Raw genomic sequence first — 18,333 nt, 5'->3', positions numbered from 1 at the left:
TTCGATCGACCGAGGTGTTTTCGTGCGCGGTGCGGCAACGATTGGGTTTACACTTGCGTGCGAACCCAACGTCCGAGCGAAAACCAAGTCGATGCGAGAATCGCTCGCACGGCCATGTCGCCGCACATCCCGAACCAAGCTCCCCACAAACCGCCACCGAGCAGCACACCGAACACGTAGGCAACCGGGACGCGAACCACGAACACACAGATCAAAGTGAAGAGCAGCGGCGAAAATGTATCCCCTGCCCCGCGGAGTGCCGCCCCGTAGACAATTGAGATGATCAGCGGGATTTGGAATAGTGCGACCATCCGAAACGGTGCGGCTCCAACTTCTCTGACCGCTGGATCGTCATGCATGATGCCGTAAATCATCTCCGCACCGAAGAAGAAACTGGCCGTGACGAAAACTCCCAATAATACGCACTGTCGTGTGGCTTCGTGTCCGGCTTGGATGGCACGTTCTGGTCGCTGAGCTCCGAGCGATTGCCCGACCAATGTTGCCGCGGCGGCTCCCCAGGCAACAGCCGGAAGATACGTCATTGCTTCCACGCGAACGCAAATAATGTGTGCGGCAAACGCAGCCTTGTCCATCGCACCTTCGCCCAAGTTCGACACCACCATCAGGAACAAAAATTGTCCTCCCCACATGATGACCCCGTCGCCCGCCGCTGGACCGCCAATTCGGAGAATTCGCCCGGTGGTTTCGCCACGGAGTTTCCATTCACGCCAACTCAGGCGGAAGTCACCTCGTCCCCGCGCGAGGATTCCCAGAATCAATAGGCAACCACATACACGAGCTGTCACCGTACCGAAAATGATTCCGTCGATGCCGATTCCCCCGTCCGCCGGCCATGAGATGACTCCGCCCTGGAAAACCGGCACTCCGAAGACCAGCAGCGTCGAAACAACCATGTTGAGGACGTTGACCAATCCTAGGACGACCATCGGCGTACGCATGTCGCCGGACCCACGCAGCGCAGCGGATCCAGCTAAGGTGAGACTTGTGAACGCGAATGCAAGAGCGTCGATCCGCAGGTATCTGACCGCGTACGTGAACGTCTCGCCGTTCATTTGCAGAAGTGTCGCGGCAACGGGAGCCAACAACCAGACGAAGACGGAAAACAAAAGCCCCAACACGACGGCCATCGCCAGAGACCGATTGAGCACACGATTGGCGGTCTTGAAGTCCTGTGCTCCCCAACTTCGAGAAACTAATGCCGTCGTGCCGACTGCCACAAGACTGAAGATGAGCGAAGCCAACCAGCCGACGTACGCGCCGAGTCCGACGGCGGCGGTTGCTTCCTTACTGAGCCGTCCTGAAAGATAGGTGTCCGTCAGGCTCACACCGAAACTCAAAGCCTGTTCACACAAAACCGGCAACGCCAAATGAAACACCGTCGCGCGAATGGAACCCGTCATCAAAGACGATTCCACCGGTTGCTCGTCACTCATTCGACGTAACCATCGGCTCGCAAGCGGTCAATTGCTTGATCAAATGCCAGAATCGTTTTCTCAAGATGCGATGAGTCGTGTGTCGAACTGCTCATACCGCCCCAGCCCATCCAATCCACGCCGCCGAGTAACAACGCTGCTCGAAATGCGTGAGTCAACTTGCGGTCGATCGGTGAGTCCAAACGGCGGAAGTCGTTGTGATAGGGGCGGAATTCATCGGTTCCATCCCATGCTGGTCCGTCGTAATTCGGGCAGATTCGAGTGAGTGATGGCACGCCATACGCGACCCAATCGACCGTCTTGCGTTTGAACAATTCATTCAAGTTTCGGCGGAGTTCAATCGCGTATTGACAGGCTTTCTCACAGGGAATGCCGGTTGCGACTTGCTCCAATGCCGCGATCCCAGCTGCGGCGGACAACGGATTTCCATTGTACGTGCCAGGGTGTTTCATTTTCTGTCCGAAGGGGTTGTCGAAGGCCAGCGTTTCCATCAGGTCTGCTCGCCCAGCCAAGCATCCACCGGGCAATCCACCGGCGAGAATCTTCGCCATGGTGGTCAAGTCCGGCGTAATCCCCGTTGCCGCCTGCATGCCACCGGGATGAACACGAAAACCGCTGATGACTTCGTCCATAATCAGCAGTGAATCGTGTTGTTGAGTGAGGTTTCGCAGTTGACGCAGAAACGGCACATCAATCGGAACTTGTCCCCAATGCCCGCCGGTTGCTTCCACAATAACCGCCGCCGGTTGATGTGTTTCAATGGAATGTTGAACCGCTTCGACGTCATTCGGCGGAACGATGACAATGTCTCCCGCCAAACCATTGGGGACACCAGGAGTGGTGTATTCCAATGACTCTGAATGCGGCCCATCGCTGGCGATGATGAGCTGATCATGCCAACCATGAAAATGACCGGCGAATTTGATGATCTTCGGGCGACCCGTAGTAATGCGAGCGACACGCAAGGCCATCAGCGTTGCTTCCGTACCACTGCTGGTGAAGCGAACCTTCTCTGCCGATGGCACGAGTCGCTTGACCAACTCCGCCCATTTGATTTCCAATTCGTGACACGCTCCCCAGTGCGTGCCCTTCCCGACTTGTTCCTGAACTGCCGCCACGACCGCCGGATTGCCATGCCCGAGAATTAGCGAGCCGTGTCCCATCCAGTAGTCGATTAACTCATGCCCTTCCGGCGTCCATTTGAGCGGCCCGGCAGACCGCTCGACATAAACCGGATTTGGGGTGAGAAACCGGCTATCGTGCGTGACGCCACTCGGAAAACATGCGGACCCGCGTTCGTAAAGCTTCGCCGACTGAGCGAATGTGTTGCGGAACTCGGTTTCTAATGTTGTGCTCGCTGTGGGCATTCGTGGAACTCGATTCTCGAAACGGATGATGAGATTCGTCATTCAAAAGGTGCGTAGCTTCCATTCGGGTCTTCCGTCAACGCTGGAAGGACGGAACGGAGAGCCGAACAGACGCCACGCAAGGCATGCAGTCTCATCACCAATCGGGGTTATTCGCGTGGCAAATTGAAATCGCCATCGATGTTTCGCCAGATCGTGTGCAGGTGATTGGCGTCGTTCTGGGTGTTGTTGTACTCGATGATGAAGGTGTCGCCCTGCACGACATAGTGATGTCGTTCGTTCGGTTTATCACTACCCCACCAAGCGAAGTGAATGCCTTCCCAGCCGGCATCGTTAATGCGTTTGCGACGGTCGGCTTCAACGTCTCCTGGCATGTTCTTGAGGTACTCCGCCAATAACGCCCGCAGAAGTTTCTTCTGCTGGTCGTTCATATCGCCAGCCGCAAGCCCCACGGCTTCTGTGACCACGGGCTGCACTTCGCCACCACCACGAATGTCGTCAGGAGCTTCTTTGCTGATCCAAATCGTCTTCATCTCTTCTGGATCCGTTGCATTGAGGAGTTGGCGGGCCAAATCCTCTTCCGGGCCAAGGACGCGAATTTTTCGTTTCGGACCGGAATCCACCAAGGCGGGGTTCGCTCCGAAGAATTCCGGAGTCGATGCAACGACATGTCCGTTCTCGATCGTGTAGTTCAGCGAAAGGTGATGGCCTTCCACTCGCCATCCCCAAGTGCCCTGAGCGTTTGGTTCGCCGAACACGCTGAAGTAATACTTCTGCGGATCACGGCGGTCTCGTCGGTACTCGCGTTCGCCACCTTCGAGAAGAAAGAGAATTTCTTCCAAACTCATGACGTTCACAGCTTGGTCGTAGCCAGCTTCCGACAAACCAGCTTGGAGAAGTTGCTCAGCCGCTTTGCGAGCATCGCCTTCCAGGTCTTTCAGCGGCAGACCTTTCCGCTCGCGTGGAATGAAGTGCCAATTGACTCGTTCGTCGCTGTCATACGCGAAGGTGGCCTGTTCTTTCTGCTCTTCGCTGAGTGTTTCCAAGAAATTGTCTGCGGCGGCGATCATTTTTTTGCCGGCAGGATCGGGTTTCTTCTGGTTCTGGGCTGTCACTGTCAACAGCACACCGAAACAGCCGATAACCAAAAACGAAAGCAGAAGCTTTTTACGAGCCATCAGGAATCCCTTAGTTGAATTACGAATCTGAAGCTGAGATTGATCTCAGTGCGGCGCATTCCGTGTTTTTTGAATTACCCTGGTGGCCACGTCAGCTTGCGGCCACCCAAAACATGCAGATGCAAATGATCGACGGACTGCCCACCATCGGGGCCGGAGTTCGCCACCACGCGGAACCCGTCCTTCAGACCTTCCTGTTCGGCGACCCGTCGGGCCACACAGAGCAAGTGCCCCATCACCGCCGCGTCATCATCACACGATTCTTTGACCGAAACAATGACTCGCTTGGGAACGACGAGAAAGTGGGTCGGGGCTTGCGGGCTGACATCCTTGAAGGCAATGCAGTCATCATCCTCGTGGAGAATCTCCGCCGGAATTTCCCGCGCGATAATCTTCTCGAAGATTGTTCGGTCCGGATTGGACGAGTCGGAACTTGTCGACATCAATGCATTCCTCGCAATTATCCAATGGATCGGCACGTGTTTGTGCGAGTGAGCATAACGATTCAATGGCCGTTTCCCAACCCAACGCCCTTGTCGGAAAGCGAGTGAGTTGCCACAATTCGCGGGATAACTGGTCAATACGACCGGAGCCAAACGAAAAACACGCGAATGGAACCGCGACGATGTCTGAAACGCCAACGCCCGAAAAGACAGCTACTCACTTCGTTCATAAGATTATCGAGCAAGATCAGGCCGCCGGCAAACACGACGGTCGGGTCCATACCCGGTTTCCGCCGGAACCGAACGGATATTTGCACATCGGGCACGCAAAAAGCATCTGCTTGAATTTCGGCACGGCTGAGAAATACAGCGGCAAGTGCAACTTGCGATTCGACGATACCAATCCGGAAGCCGAGGATGTGGAATATGTCGATTCCATTCGCGACGATGTTCGTTGGCTTGGTTTTGACTGGGACGATCGCGAGTTTTTCGCCAGTGACTATTTCGATCAGCTCTACGAGTGGGCCGAAAAACTGATTCAGGACGGGAAGGCATACGTCGATAGTTCGTCTCTCGAAGATATTCGCGCCGGTCGCGCCGGTTGGGACAAAGCCGGTCAGGAGAGCCCCTATCGAAACCGCACTCCAGAGGAAAACCTCGATCTGTTTCGACGGATGAAAGCCGGTGAATTCCAGGACGGAGAGCACGTCCTACGCGCGAAGATCGATATGAATTCGCCGAATATGAATCTTCGCGATCCGATCATGTACCGGATTCGACATGCTCACCACCACCGCACCGGTGATAAGTGGTGCATCTATCCGATTTACGATTGGACTCACGGGCAAAGCGACTCCATTGAAGGCATCACGCATTCCATCTGCACGTTGGAATTCGAGAATCATCGCCCGCTGTATGATTGGTACATCGAGCAACTCGGCATCCATCATCCGCAGCAAATCGAGTTTGCTCGTTTGAATCTGACCTACACCGTCATGAGCAAACGCAAGCTCTTGGAATTGGTCAAAGGCGGACTAGTAAGTGGTTGGGACGATCCGCGAATGCCCACGATTCGGGGTATTCGGCGTCGTGGTTACACACCGGAAGCCATGCGAGCGTTCTGCGATGAAATTGGTGTCACCAAATACAATAGCCTGACGGACCTTGCAGTCCTCGAAAACGCCGTTCGTGCGGACTTGAACAAACGCTGCGAACGTCGAATGGCGGTCCTCAATCCGCTGAAAGTCGTCATCACGAATTACCCCGATGACAAGTCGGAGATGCTGCAAGCGGTCAACAATCCCGAAGATGAGTCGGCTGGCTCACGGGAAATCCCCTTCTCGCGGGTGCTCTACATTGAGCAGGACGACTTCATGGAGAATCCGCCGAAGAAGTTCTTCCGGCTCGGACCCGGTCGGGAAGTGCGTCTGCGGTACGCGTTTTTCATCAAGTGCGAGGAAGTCATCAAGAATGATGACGGCGAGATCACCGAGATTCATTGCACTTACGATCCCGAAACCCGTGGCGGAAATGCTCCGGATGGACGGAAAGTCAAAGCCACTTTGCACTGGGTTTCTGCCGCTCATGCTGTCGATGCGGAAGTGCGGCTATACGATCACCTCTTCGAAATTGAGAACCCCGCCGATGTGCCTGAAGGAAAAGACTGGAAAGATTTCCTCAATCCAAACAGCTTGGTCAAGGTCACGGGGGCGAAACTCGAGCCGAGTTTGAAAGAACTGGGTATCGGTGAGCGAGTTCAATTTGAGCGACTTGGCTACTTCTGTGTCGACAAAGACACAAAACCCGAGAACCTCGTTTACAACCGGACTGTGACTCTCAAAGACACATGGGCCAAAGCCAAGAAGAAGCGGTGAGCCTCACTGGGGATAGCAAGGTTGTTTGGAAACGCCGTTGCCATTCCGGGCCTTCCACCCAACTCCAAATTTGATGTAGCAATACGACATCAAGGATTGACGTTTTGGAGAACTAAGCAACCGTCGTCACACCTGTTCCCCATGCCTGGGTTCGGTCGGCGTTGGGAACAGGAACGACGGGCCGATCCGCTACATTAGGGTTTCGGCTTTACCCGGCGTGAAGAAGAACGGCCCGATAGAGTCCTCTAGCCAAGCGAAACTTTGATCATCGGCAAACGGCGCATCGCGTTGCTCTAGCGGAGAGTGCTAGTCGTGCGTTTCTTGGTTTTGGTCTTCGATGGGAATGGGGCGTCCATGCGGGTCGACATCGGGCAAACCGGTCGCCTCGTCTAGTTGTGCACGAAGTTGGCGGCTTGTGAAGTGCTCGAACTGCTCGGCCTTGTCGTGGATCTTCTCATGCTCTAGACCCGCATGTGAGACAAGATACTGCTCCCACAATCGGTGAGAGCGAACGAGTTCTCTGGCACGTGTCTCGCCTGCTGGTGTCAACCGATATTCCTGATCGTTGACTTTGATCTGCTGACGAATGCTTAACCACTTCAACGCGACTTGCAGTTGAAGATTCTTAGCAAACAGCATATTGACCAAATCATCCCGGTGGACCCATTCGCACGGTTCCTTCTCATGAAGGCGATACAACACACCGACGATGTCATCAGCAAGAATTTGGAACGACAGCAACTGATGTCGGAACACTTTCACGAGAACGCCATGACGGGGAGCAAAGAGCACCGCCAACCCCAAGAATAGCCCTGACGTTGTCGCCATCATTCCTGCTGTGGTTGTACTGGCATAGCCGAACCAAGCCGGCACGATGATGGCAAGCAAATGCCCGAAGCTAGCCGAGGCGATTGCGAGTATCACGCTCAGAAAGATCATGATCTGGAGGCGATCGGTCAGCAGATAAGCAGTCGCGGGTGGGACAACGAACATTGCGACAACTAAGATATTCCCAACGCTTTCAAAACTCGCAACAGCGGTGACCGCGACAAGCGTCATTAGTAGGTAGTGCATCAAACTCGCGCTGAATCCAGCTGTTGTCGCTAGACTTGGATCAAAGGAACTGAGTTTGAGTTCTTTGTAAAATAGAGTGACAAACAAGGTGTCAACAAGTGCGATAAAACCAAGAATCAAAGCAGCGCGTGGCACGTCGAGATTGAATATTTGAACTGTGTCGAGAGGCGTCAGTTCGAGAGCACCATACAAGACACAGTGGGCATCCAAATCAACTTGGTCAGCGGCTTGGACAATCATGATGAGGCCGATTGCGAAAAGCGATGTAAACACCACTCCCATTGAAGCACCTTCATCCACCCGGCCAGATTTTCGAATCCATTCTGTGAAGAATGCCGTCAACACACCAACTAACACGGCACCGATAAACATGACGCCGCTGTTTCGCGAACCACTAAGAAAAAACGCACCCGCCAATCCTGGCAGTATTGCGTGCGAGATCGCATCGCCAAGCATGCACATTCGCCGCAAGACCAAGAAATTACCGAGCAAAGCCGCAGATACGGCGGATAGGATTCCAGTCAGGATGATCCAGCCATCAAGGAACCAATCCCAACTTGTCAAACCCATTATTAGTTCTCCTCGCGTACGGCTATTGAATATCGTTAGAGAAGCTTAGTTTTCTAGTGCGGACTCGTTGGGACTTGGGGGTAGTTTTTTTCGAGCAATGCTTCAAGTTCGATGATGACCTCCGGTTCGAGAACATGTTCGATCGCGTCTGCCTCTTGGTCAACTCGGCTGGCGGCGACATCGGCATGTGTCATCAAGTAAAGTTCCCACAAACGGTGTTGCCGAGTCAATCGAATTGCTTCGCTCATACCGCGTGGGGTGAGATGCAGTCCATCATTCGTCTCCACGACAATGCGGTCGTTCTTTGCCCTTGCTATCGCTTGGTGAAGTCGTTTAGCAGACCAACTGCGTTTCGCGAGAAGCTGACAAAAGGGAATTGGAGGGCATTGTGGGAGCCCGCTTGTTGGGTTCTCCCCGAAACCTTCTTCAGCGAGCTCGAACATGCCACGGAGGAAGTGCTGCCGATCGATTGTTAAGTTGAAGTGTCGTCGCCGAAGCCACCGGACTAGCATTCCACGTTCGGTTCCAAACAACAGGCTAATCGCGAACATGGTCGAGCACACGAGGACAATCATGGCACCAGACGGCAGACGATAAAAAACAGCACTGACTGCTGCTCCGACGAAACCCGAACAGGCACCGATGATGCTTGAGATGAGAGTCATTCTCGATAAGGTCTTGGTCCAAAATCGAGCAGCAGCCGCTGGGATAATCAGGATTGCAATGACTAGAACAAGCCCGACCGCTTGGAGTCCTACGATGCAAATGACAGTGACTAGGCCCATTAGTGTGAGGTCGAGCCATTTCGATGGGAAACCCTGGGAATCCGTGAAACCCTCATCAAAACAGAGTAGTTTGAACTCCTTGAATAAGAGTCCGCAGACGATTAGGCAAATCGTCGCTGCGACGGCGATAGTCTTGATATCTTGGATTCCCATTGACGCGGTCTTGCCATAAATAAACGACTCAAGACCCGCGGCATTTCCTTTCATCTGCTGAATGACACCAAAAAGTGCAACGCCAATCCCAAAGAAGATACTTAGAACTGCTCCCAATGCGGCATCTTCTTTGAGACGCGTGGCATTACGGATTACAAGTATGAAACATAGTCCTAACAACCCACTGAGCGTGGCTCCTAGCAAGAGTGTTGCAAGTGACTTTTCATCCTGACCAAAGTTCTTGGCGATAATGAATGCGAGTGTGATCCCAGGCCAAGTGGAGTGACTCAAAGCGTCACCCATGAGTGCCCGTTTTCGCAACAGTGTCAAGCTACCCACCACACCTGCCGCACAACAGAGTAGCGTGACTCCGAGCAAGACTACTCTTGTATTATAGTCTTCCAATAGCACAAGCGGTTGCCAAACCGCGTGCGTGACTTCCTCCGACATTTCAGGACTCATGGGCTCTTGGTTTCCGGCCTCCAATGGTTGCGCCATACTTACGCTGAGGCAGAAAGACAGAGCCAAGAGAATATAGAGCGTTTTTAGACGTCGGCCAATCATAGTGACCGCTCTCGATGTCGCATGGCTTCCGAAACTTCTTCAAGTAGCGTTAGGCGTCCGCCGTACGTCTTCTGAAGATTCTCAGTCGTGAAAGCGTCTTCGACAGCTCCATACGCGACGACTCGCATGTTGAGTAAAACCACATAGTCGAAATACTCCGCGACGGTTTGCAAGTCATGATGAATGACTAGTGCCGTTTTTCCTCGCGATCGCAGTTCACGGAGGACATCGACGATCGCCCGTTCGGTCGATGCGTCAACGGCGGCAAACGGCTCGTCCATAAGATAGAGATCGGCGTCTTGGACTAATGCCCGTGCCAAGAACGTTCGTTGTTGCTGACCGCCGGAGAGCTGACTAATCTGGCGTTTCGCGAGGTCGGCCATCCCCACTCGACTGAGCGCTTCCATAGCCGCATTACGATGCTTCTTTCGTACAGGCCAACACCAGCCAACTTCCCGGTATAGCCCCATTGTGACAACATCGAGCACGTCGATGGGAAAATCCCAGTCAACGGACTCACGCTGGGGAACATATCCGACTCGATGACGATTCGTTGCGTAGTCGGCACCGAAAACTTCGACGATTCCTGACGCCCTCGGGATGAGGTCCATGATCGCTTTCAGTAGCGTGCTTTTTCCAGCACCGTTCGGGCCGACGATTCCCACAAGCGAACCGGCCGGCACCTCGAAGCCCACGTCCCAAATAACGGGTTTTCGATGATAGGCAACGGTGAGGTCGTATACGGATAACGGGATATCGTCTGACGAATTCCCGTCACTAGCTGATGTTTTCGTGTTCGATGGATCGCTTAGTGTCATGGCGTGTTCTGAGTTTCGACTTGAAGCCGATCTTGCATTCCCCTCGGAGCTGCCTCTCCCCCGAGCGCTCGGGCGATTCGTGTGAGATTTGCATCCAGCATGCCGATGTAAGTACCTTCATAGGTGCCAGCTTCCCCCATTGCATCAGAGAACAACTCGCCGCCAATGCGGACTTCATGACCCTTTGATTGAGCACCCTCGATTAATGCTTCGATGTTCTTCGGAGACACACTGCTCTCGACAAAGACCGCTGGGATTTGTCTGTCGACGATCAATTTGACTAACTCATTGACCCGTCGCAAGCCAGCTTCCGACTCCGTCGACAACCCTTGGACACCTTCAACTTGGAGATTATACGCTCGCCCGAAATAGTTGAATGCATCGTGCGAGGTGATCAAGATGCGACTTTGCTCGGGGATCGTTGCTATCACCTTGAGTCCGTACTCGTGAAGCGACGCCAATTGTGTTTGATAGTTTTTCGCGTTGGCTTGGTAATCGTCCTTGTGGTTCGGGTCGAACTCGATCAGCGCTGTCGCGACGACGTCAACCGCTTTCGACCAGAGAGAGACATTCATCCAGACATGCGGGTCACTTTGGCCTTGGGCACCGTTTGGCGTGAGCAAATCTGACTTGTCAAGACGGTCGGCCACCGCAACGATTCGTTGTCGTTTAGACAGTTTGGTGAGTGTGTCGGTCATTTTTCCTTCGAGATGCAGACCGTTGTAGAAAATCATGTCGGCCCGCATCAACTTTTGCACGTCGTCCCGTGTGGCGTTGTGCGTATGGGGATCGATTTGTGATCCCATCAACTGCGTGACCTGAACATGATCGCCACCAACTTCGCGAACAATATCTGCGACCATACCGACCGTCGCAACAATTTCGATAGGGTATTCTCCGGCGAACGTGCTGGGGGCTTCTGCGGGATCGGAAGTTGAGTTGCCCCCGTTACAGCCGGTAAATGACACGATGGCAATCAGACCAGTGATCCATGCTGTCTTTGACACGTAGTGATCCATTCTTTACTTGGTTTTTAGCAAATGCTAAATCTGCGTTTGCCCGATTCTATCCATGGCGGGAGCACTGTCAAGCCGCTAGACTACGACTGGTATGGCGTTCGGAATTTTCGCAGATTGGAATGAGGTGTGACAAAGGAACTCCCCAGTTCGGAGCCGCATCGGAGAACTCGGAAGGCTCATGCGACGGAAACCGCAGAAGACTACGTCGAGGCGATCGCTGAAATTCTCGGTCAGCGAGGCGTCTGCCGACTGAAAGATTTGGCGGAGCGGTTTGCGGTCAGTCATGTCACCGTGCACCGCATCGTGGAGCGGTTGACGAACGAGGGGCTCATCTCGACGGAACCTTACCAGCCACTTACGCTGACCGCAGCTGGAAGCAGTTTGGCCGAACGCTGTCGCCAACGACACGAGATTGTGTATCGATTTCTCGTTGCGATCGGTGTTGACGAGGCGACGGCCGCAGTGGATGCCGAGGGAATCGAGCACCATGTGAGTCCGGAAACGCTGCGTCAATTCGAGTCCGTCGTGAACGAACGTCAGAAGTCCGAGGATGTCGGAAGTCGGTAGACACTGCCGATCCTCAGTTGCGTCTTAGAACGTGAACGCTGTCGATTCATGTTGAAACACGCGCTGCGTTTTCACATTCGATCTTTGGTCCCAACGAAAATGTGTCCATTGTCGGTCCTTGTGGCGAGGTCGGTTACCGCCCCTGGGATTGCAAGTGAGTCAAGCCTTGCGAGTCAAGCCTTGCGAGTCAAGCCTTGCGAGCCAAGCCGCCGCCGATTACGCTGCGCAGCATCCTCCGGCCCGATAGTCCTCCAAACCCCATCGAAAACCTTGAAACGCTACTTCTCCGAATTTCTGCGGATTTTCGACCTACACGCCTCTGGGAAATGGTTTTTGTTGGCAAGCGCGATCGGCGTTGTGGCCGGTCTGGGGGCGATTGCGTTCCAGTTTCTCAGCCATCTCGTCCTGCATTATGCGTTGAGTTCGGTGACTGGGTTTCACCCTCGTGAAGCGGCGGGAGAACACGCGGTCTTTGAACCCGAAGAGACGCCATTCCAACCCTGGTTGATTGTTGTCGTGATGACCGGGGGCGGCGTTGTTTCCGGGTTGCTGGTTTACACGTTCGCGCCGGAAGCCGAAGGTCACGGAACTGATGCCGCCATCGATGCATTTCACAACAAACGGGGCCAAATTCGGGGTCGAATCGGGGTTGTGAAGACGTTGGCATCGGCGATCACATTGGGAACAGGCGGGTCTGGAGGACGTGAAGGGCCAATTGCTCAGATTGGTGCATCGTTTGGTTCGTTTCTCTCCCAGAAGTTGAACCTCTCCGCTCGTGATACACGTATTCTGATGGCCGCTGGGATGGGGGCGGGAGTTGGTGCGATTTTCCGGGCCCCGCTGGCCGGTGCACTATTCGCCGGCGAAATCATGTACCGCGATGCGGACCTGGAATCCGATGTCATCGTGCCCACTGCGATTTCCTCGATTGTCGCTTACAGCGTGTTTGCACTGTCGATGCCGCAAGAGATGTGGTTCACACACTTGTTTGGTCAGGGACTGACTTACCGACCAAGTTCGCTGTTGGAACTCATTCCATTTGGCCTGATGGCAATCGTGTTGGTCCTCTTTGCGATTGTCTACATCAAGACGTTCTACGGCGTTCACCACCTTTTCAAAAAGATTCCCGTTCCGCCGCACATCAAACCTGCGATCGGGGCGGCGATTGCCGGTTTGCTGGGGATTGGGACGTTCTTCTGGTGTGGGCAGAATCCTCAAGCGCTCGCGGTGCTGGCGACCGGTTACGGGACCCTACAGGATGCCATTACCCCGGGCGTCACTGTGAGCATGGCTGTGCTGCTGATCGTGGCGGTCGTCAAGATTCTTACAACATCACTCACCATTAGTTCCGGTGGTTCGGGTGGGGTTTTCGGTCCGTCGATGGTGATCGGGGGATGCATCGGCACGGCGACCGGGATGTTCTTCCAACAGACACTATTTCCCGAACTCGTCAAGAATCCGCAAATGTACGGGATAGTGGGGATGGCCGGTTTTTTCGCCGCGTGTGCTCATGCGCCGATCTCGACGATCATTATGGTGAGCGAGATGACAGGCGACTACAATTTGCTGCTGCCCACGATGTGGACGAGCACGCTTTGTTTCCTATTGTGTCGACGTTGGAGTCTCTACACCAAGCAAGTCCCCACACGCTTGGAATCGCCAGCCCACCGTGGTGATTTTATCGTGGATGTGTTGGAAGGCATCCTCGTCAAAGACGTCTACCGCAAAGATCGAAAAATTCGACTTGTGCCTGAAGGGACGTCTCTCGATGATATCGTTCACAAGTTGGCGACGACTCATCAGCACTACTTCCCCGTTGTGGACGCGGATGAGAAAGTCGTCGGAATTTTCTCCGCAGACGATGTTCGCAGTTGGTTGTACGACGACTCCATTTGGAAGCTGGCGAATGCTCGGGATGTGATGGTGACGAATATCGTTTCTGTCACCCCGGACGACGATTTGAACACTGCCCTTCGACGGTTCACGGCCCTAAACATCGACGAAATTCCGATCCTCGACCCCGCAAACGACGACCGTCTAACGGGCATGTTGCGGCGAAAGGAAGTCATTGCCGCTTACAATCGCAGGCTGATGGAGTACAAAGTCGCGGCGGAGGAAAGTCGGAGTCCCGTTTCGTCGAACTAAACAACAAGAACCGAAGGTTTCTTCGCGTCCACCACCATCGTTGAGAAAGGCAGAAAGCATCTACACCGAGGCCGATTTCACGGATTGGGGCGAACTGGTCAATTTGCGGCCTGGCAACACACGATGGAGAACTTGTCTCGCGGCGAACAGCACATCATGACTGAGGTCGCCCGCACGTCGCCTGAGCCAACGCAGCATCGATACCCGACTACGCCAACGTTGTGGAAATGGTAATTTTGCTAACGTGGTTGTTCTCCAAAGTTCACGTCCCTCACGCCAATGTGGAAAGAGGATCTTCCCGGCGAGTTTAGGATTGTGTGCGACTGCACGACTTCGGTTCGTCGCGTGAAGTTGATTGATCGCCTGGGCGTGAATTCGGCGATCGAGCAGTGTTTCTGGGATTGGTCGGATCTTGCCCCGAAGTGCTAATTCCACGACGAGAATATAGTCGTTGAAAGCGTACAGGCCCTCTAATCGTGTGGTGCGAAGGATGTCCAATCGGATCATCCCGAGTAGTGCCTCGCCGGTGTAGCCGTAGATGACTTGCCGAAATCGCTCGGATGGCGTGTCGCCATCAACCGCGTCGAGTGGCTCCCGAAGACGAAGAAACGTGCCGTTCGAATCGATCTCATTCATCCGGGGGACCACGATGGCAATCGATTCGTCGGCTTCCAACGCCGCAATGCATCGCCGATTGAAGTCCGGAGCAATCGGGTCGTCGTATCCGGCCCACCGGAAGAATTCCCCCCGAGCTTCCGCCACGCACCGGTTATGATTCCACGCCGATCCGTTGTTTTGCTCAGATGTGAGCAGTCGAATTCGGGAATCGGACTTCATGTACTCCTCGCAGATGGCAAGCGTCTCATCTGTCGAGGCGTTGTCAGCGATGATCAACTCCCAATCCGGATCGGTCTGGGCGAGAATCGAATCAATCGTCGGACGCAAGTAGTCCGCAGCGTTGTAAACGGGGAGTCCAATGGTCACTCGCGGAGATTCTGACATGTCACTTCGAGTCCCTGCTGATTACTAAGCAGCAATGATTTCGGGGGATAGTCCGAGTTCTTGGAGTTGATTGGAAATTTCCGTGAGGTACACGGGATTCATGACAATCACGACATCCGGCTGGCTTTGGCAGAGCGATTCCGGAGAAACGATTTGATGTCCACTGCCGGGAAGATAGCGATTCCATTTTCGCGGATTGACATCGACCACGCACTCGATGATGTCCGACAGACCGAGCGTGTTCACGAAACCGACCGTTTTGGAGCTTCCGCCCCAAATCACCACTTTCTTCCCAGACGCGGCGAACTCGTTGAATCGGTCGTGCCATAAGCGAACGGTTTTTCCGAGTTCGGTTTGGAACCGCTCGACATCATCGTGAATCGAATCGAGATCGAATTCGTCCGGCAGGTGTGGCAGCGTCGGAGCCACTGCGGGCGTGGCAACCAAGCAGATGTATTGATCACCGTATTCGGTCCACAAGTGAGTCACGTCGAAATCAGTCTCACGAAACAGCCGAGCTAAGGAACCCATTGTGAAATATGAACAATGTTCGTAGTAAATGTCCCAAAACGCAGCCTCTCGCAATACGCGTCCGGTATCGGGAAGCTCGAAGAAAACTTGGGTTTCGAGTCGATTGCCGATGGACTTGCGAACGGTTGTCAGAAGTTCTTTGGTCTTTGGGATGTGTTCCAAGGAGTGCCGACAAAGAATGGCATCGGCGGCAAGTTTCGAATGTCGCTCGCTGTAGTATTCGGGAAGGAATCGAATTCGGCTTGAATCGGAGTGGGCCAGTCGTTTGGGATCGCTCGCGGGATCAATGCCGATACCGAAGTTTTCACCGACGCGACAGATCAATTCGAGGAAATCCCCACCACCGGAGCCAATTTCCACCACCGTTTTCTCTCGGATTCCCAAATCGTTGACGAGACGATTGGCCAACGAATCCGCATACCGATTGAAGTGAGCCGAGAAGTGTTGCGTGTCTTCGCATTTCGACGAATAGTTGAGCAAAGATGGATCAAAACGCGTGTTCGTGATAAACCCGCAACCCTCACAGAGGCCGAGGCGAACCTCACCCATCGGGTGAGAGATGGCTTCCTCGTAGGTTTCCATGACGAGAACGTTATGCACCGGCAGCAAACCGGCGTCGTAGAATTCCCGGAGTCCAATGCGTCCGCAACTCGGACAGGCTACGGAGACGCGGCGGTCGCAAATCGGGTTGGTGTTGTGGCTGATGGGCACGAAAGAACCTCGGTCCATTGATCGGCGGTTTTTTCCAAATCTAGCACGTAAGCGAGTGACCTTTGTGCAGAATTCGGACACGCGTTCCGCATATCGATAGGCCGTTGGCCTTGGCATCCGTTTACCAGGGTGTGTTGCATTTCGACAACATGCTGTCCATGTCACTCAGATGGTGTCGCCGTGCTCGGTTGCCAATCTTCGAGCCGAAGTTCGACATTTTCGCGGCCGCGAAATCGGTTGATGCCGGCTGTGAATCCGATGTCGATCGTTCCGTCGACTGCGGCAATTTCCTCGGCCCATTCACCACGACCAAATGCAATCGCACGCAGACTTGTTCCGTGCTGTTTCACACGGATATCGAGATGCCTTCCGCCCTCGCCCATTGTCTTGGGAGGGGCCGCCAGTTCGACACGGTTGGCGGCAAAGACCGGTCGCGGGTTCTGTTCGCCGAACGGTCCGAGTCGGTCCAGCTCCTTCACACCATGACGAGTCACGTCCGCCAAACGCACTTCGGCGTCGATGCGGATTTCACCGACTTCACGCGGTACTTGGTGTGTAGACGCGTGTTGTGAAAGTTGCTGGCGGAAATCGTCAAGTCGGTCTTCCGAAACATGCACACCACAGGCGGCGTGGTGACCGCCGAACCGCACCAAGGTGTCCGCACACGCAACCAACCCGTCGTACAAATTGTAACCGCCGAAGCTTCGTCCGGACCCGTGGGCCACTCCCTCATTACGGTCGATCGTCATGAGAATTGCCGGCTTTTGGAATGTCTCCGCGATTCGACTGGCAACAATTCCAATCACCCCGGCGTGCCAACTGGCGTCGGCCAAGACCAGGGCGTGATGGTCTTCCCACTCCGGTTTGGCCTCGACCATTTCCTTGGCCGACTTGAAAATCCGACGTTCCACGGTTCGTCGGTTCCGATTCAATTCTTCCAAATACTGTGCCAGTTGTGTGGCACGATCTCGATTGGTTGTTGTGAGGAGTTCGACCGCCAACCGAGCTTGCCCAAGTCGACCGGCGGCATTCAAACGTGGTGCGATTCCGAAACCGATATCTTCCGCGTCTAGAGTCTGACCGATTTCGATCCCAGCGAGTGTCATCAGGCTGCGTAACCCAATCGAAGATCGCTGGGCAAGACTTCCCAACCCGTAACGAACGATTGTCCGATTCTCCGCTAGCAACGGCACTACGTCGGCAACGGTTCCGATGGCGGTGAGTCCGACGGCACTTTTCAGAAACTCGCGAAGTTGATCGTTCGCACGTTCGCCATCACCCAATTGAACGCAGATCGACCACGCCAATTTAAACGCCACTCCGACACCACAGAGGTCGCCAAACGGATAACTTGTGCCCGGTAAACGGGGATGGACCAAACACGCGGCGTCAGGTAGCTCCTCCTCGAATTGGTGGTGATCGGTGATGATCAACTCCAATCCCAATTCCTTTGCGAGTGCCGCCTCCTCAACCGAAGAAATCCCACAATCCACGGAGATGACAAGCTGCTTGGGATCGCTTTCGGCTAGTTGTCGAATTGCGTCACAATTGAGCCCGTAACCCTCTTCCAGTCGGCAAGGAATATAGTAATCGACTTCCGCACCGGCCAATTTCAGGCAGTTCCAGAGCAAGGCCGTCGCCGTCACGCCATCGACGTCGTAGTCCCCGTAGATCGTCACCTTACGCTCGGCTTTGATCGCAGAGACAACCCGCTCGGTCGCCTCGCTGATGCCGGGTAGCAAACTTGGGTCATGCAGGTCGGTTAGTTTCGTTTCAAGGAACTTCTTGCCGTCTCCGGGTGAGTCCATCCCCCGCGCAATTAGAACCTGAGCCGTCAACGGCGACACTTGCAACGCCTGACAGAATGCACGCACGCGGGCTTCGTCGTACGGAAAGAATCGCCAAGTTTTGGCCATGATGAAATATGGTCTGGTTAATGGGTCGAAACGATTATTACACCATGGCCCGGCAAGGCTGTCAAAGTGTACGATCCGCGAAAAAATGTCGGAAACTTGCGGAATAGAACAAGCGTCTGGAACTCTTAGAAATAGAACTCGATCAAAAGTGAAGTCGGCAAT

The 18,333-nt window shown here is 54.2% G+C and carries 14 protein-coding genes; 3 read left to right on the top strand and 11 right to left on the bottom strand.

Going from position 1 to position 18,333, the window contains the following annotated elements; all coding sequences use genetic code 11:
• Window positions 1-47: 47 nt before the first annotated feature.
• The 4 genes from G6R38_RS01080 to G6R38_RS01065 all read right to left on the bottom strand — a co-directional run bounded on the left by G6R38_RS01080 (window position 48) and on the right by G6R38_RS01065 (window position 4,442).
• Window positions 48-1,454: an MATE family efflux transporter gene (locus G6R38_RS01080; protein ID WP_166819844.1), complete on the bottom strand. Its 1,407-nt coding sequence runs from the start codon at window positions 1,452-1,454 to the stop codon at window positions 48-50.
• Window positions 1,451-2,821: an aspartate aminotransferase family protein gene (locus G6R38_RS01075; protein ID WP_166819843.1), complete on the bottom strand. Its 1,371-nt coding sequence runs from the start codon at window positions 2,819-2,821 to the stop codon at window positions 1,451-1,453. The genes G6R38_RS01080 and G6R38_RS01075 overlap by 4 nt, the downstream gene beginning before the upstream one ends.
• A gap of 149 nt (window positions 2,822-2,970) precedes the next feature.
• Window positions 2,971-3,999 (bottom strand): DUF3500 domain-containing protein, encoded by a 1,029-nt coding sequence (locus G6R38_RS01070; protein WP_166819842.1) that lies wholly within the window; start codon window positions 3,997-3,999, stop codon window positions 2,971-2,973.
• 74 nt (window positions 4,000-4,073) lie between these two features.
• Window positions 4,074-4,442: a histidine triad nucleotide-binding protein gene (locus tag G6R38_RS01065; RefSeq protein ID WP_166819841.1), complete on the bottom strand. Its 369-nt coding sequence runs from the start codon at window positions 4,440-4,442 to the stop codon at window positions 4,074-4,076.
• Between the two features lie 182 nt (window positions 4,443-4,624).
• Here G6R38_RS01065 and G6R38_RS01060 point away from each other — a divergent pair, with 182 nt between their 5' ends.
• A complete protein-coding gene (locus G6R38_RS01060; RefSeq protein ID WP_166819840.1) occupies window positions 4,625-6,316 on the top strand; it encodes a glutamine--tRNA ligase/YqeY domain fusion protein in 1,692 nt (563 codons plus the stop codon).
• Window positions 6,317-6,622: 306 nt separating this feature from the next.
• Here the strand turns inward: G6R38_RS01060 and G6R38_RS01055 are convergent, their stop codons facing one another.
• The 4 genes from G6R38_RS01055 to G6R38_RS01040 form a co-directional block, all read right to left on the bottom strand.
• On the bottom strand, window positions 6,623-7,960 hold the full coding sequence (locus tag G6R38_RS01055) for a metal ABC transporter permease (RefSeq protein ID WP_166819839.1): 1,338 nt from the start codon (window positions 7,958-7,960) through the stop codon (window positions 6,623-6,625).
• Between the two features lie 53 nt (window positions 7,961-8,013).
• Window positions 8,014-9,360, bottom strand: coding sequence for a metal ABC transporter permease (locus G6R38_RS01050; RefSeq protein ID WP_206028419.1), 1,347 nt, complete (start codon window positions 9,358-9,360; stop codon window positions 8,014-8,016).
• 98 nt (window positions 9,361-9,458) lie between these two features.
• Entirely contained in the window at window positions 9,459-10,280 is an 822-nt protein-coding gene (locus tag G6R38_RS01045; protein WP_166819838.1) for a metal ABC transporter ATP-binding protein, read from the bottom strand.
• On the bottom strand, window positions 10,277-11,287 hold the full coding sequence (locus G6R38_RS01040) for a metal ABC transporter solute-binding protein, Zn/Mn family (RefSeq protein ID WP_240928017.1): 1,011 nt from the start codon (window positions 11,285-11,287) through the stop codon (window positions 10,277-10,279). The genes G6R38_RS01045 and G6R38_RS01040 overlap by 4 nt, the downstream gene beginning before the upstream one ends.
• 138 nt (window positions 11,288-11,425) lie before the next feature.
• Here G6R38_RS01040 and mntR point away from each other — a divergent pair, with 138 nt between their 5' ends.
• Together mntR and G6R38_RS01030 are read left to right on the top strand one after the other, a co-directional pair.
• Window positions 11,426-11,866, top strand: coding sequence for a manganese-binding transcriptional regulator MntR (mntR, locus tag G6R38_RS01035; protein ID WP_166819836.1), 441 nt, complete (start codon window positions 11,426-11,428; stop codon window positions 11,864-11,866).
• A gap of 270 nt (window positions 11,867-12,136) precedes the next feature.
• Window positions 12,137-14,011 carry a chloride channel protein gene (locus G6R38_RS01030; protein ID WP_240928016.1) on the top strand — a complete coding sequence of 625 codons (1,875 nt, stop codon included), beginning with the start codon at window positions 12,137-12,139 and terminating at the stop codon, window positions 14,009-14,011.
• Between the two features lie 60 nt (window positions 14,012-14,071).
• On the opposite strand, the gene G6R38_RS01025 is transcribed toward G6R38_RS01030, so the two are convergent.
• From G6R38_RS01025 to recJ, 3 genes are all read right to left on the bottom strand, one after another.
• A complete protein-coding gene (locus tag G6R38_RS01025) occupies window positions 14,072-15,013 on the bottom strand; it encodes a glycosyltransferase family 2 protein (RefSeq protein WP_166819834.1) in 942 nt (313 codons plus the stop codon).
• Window positions 15,014-15,037: 24 nt separating this feature from the next.
• Window positions 15,038-16,255: a class I SAM-dependent methyltransferase gene (locus tag G6R38_RS01020; protein WP_166819833.1), complete on the bottom strand. Its 1,218-nt coding sequence runs from the start codon at window positions 16,253-16,255 to the stop codon at window positions 15,038-15,040.
• Window positions 16,256-16,416: 161 nt separating this feature from the next.
• Entirely contained in the window at window positions 16,417-18,171 is a 1,755-nt protein-coding gene (gene recJ / locus G6R38_RS01015; protein ID WP_166819832.1) for a single-stranded-DNA-specific exonuclease RecJ, read from the bottom strand.
• Between the last annotated feature and the right edge of the window lie 162 nt (window positions 18,172-18,333).

It is taken from the genome of Thalassoroseus pseudoceratinae (assembly GCF_011634775.1).
GTDB classification, from domain to species: domain Bacteria; phylum Planctomycetota; class Planctomycetia; order Planctomycetales; family Planctomycetaceae; genus Thalassoroseus; species Thalassoroseus pseudoceratinae.
This window is presented reverse-complemented; position numbering and strand designations above follow the sequence as displayed.

Excerpts from the sequence above, each read along its gene's own strand:
- recJ (WP_166819832.1), bottom strand. The coding sequence starts at position 18,171 with ATGGCCAAAACTTGGCGATTCTTTCCGTACGACGAAGCCCGCGTGCGT.
- G6R38_RS01055 (WP_166819839.1), bottom strand. The coding sequence starts at position 7,960 with ATGGGTTTGACAAGTTGGGATTGGTTCCTTGATGGCTGGATCATCCTG.
- G6R38_RS01075 (WP_166819843.1), bottom strand. The coding sequence starts at position 2,821 with ATGCCCACAGCGAGCACAACATTAGAAACCGAGTTCCGCAACACATTC.
- G6R38_RS01080 (WP_166819844.1), bottom strand. The coding sequence starts at position 1,454 with ATGAGTGACGAGCAACCGGTGGAATCGTCTTTGATGACGGGTTCCATT.
- G6R38_RS01025 (WP_166819834.1), bottom strand. The coding sequence starts at position 15,013 with ATGTCAGAATCTCCGCGAGTGACCATTGGACTCCCCGTTTACAACGCT.
- G6R38_RS01060 (WP_166819840.1), top strand. The coding sequence starts at position 4,625 with ATGTCTGAAACGCCAACGCCCGAAAAGACAGCTACTCACTTCGTTCAT.
- G6R38_RS01050 (WP_206028419.1), bottom strand. The coding sequence starts at position 9,360 with ATGAGTCCTGAAATGTCGGAGGAAGTCACGCACGCGGTTTGGCAACCG.
- G6R38_RS01070 (WP_166819842.1), bottom strand. The coding sequence starts at position 3,999 with ATGGCTCGTAAAAAGCTTCTGCTTTCGTTTTTGGTTATCGGCTGTTTC.
- G6R38_RS01045 (WP_166819838.1), bottom strand. The coding sequence starts at position 10,280 with ATGACACTAAGCGATCCATCGAACACGAAAACATCAGCTAGTGACGGG.
- G6R38_RS01065 (WP_166819841.1), bottom strand. The coding sequence starts at position 4,442 with ATGTCGACAAGTTCCGACTCGTCCAATCCGGACCGAACAATCTTCGAG.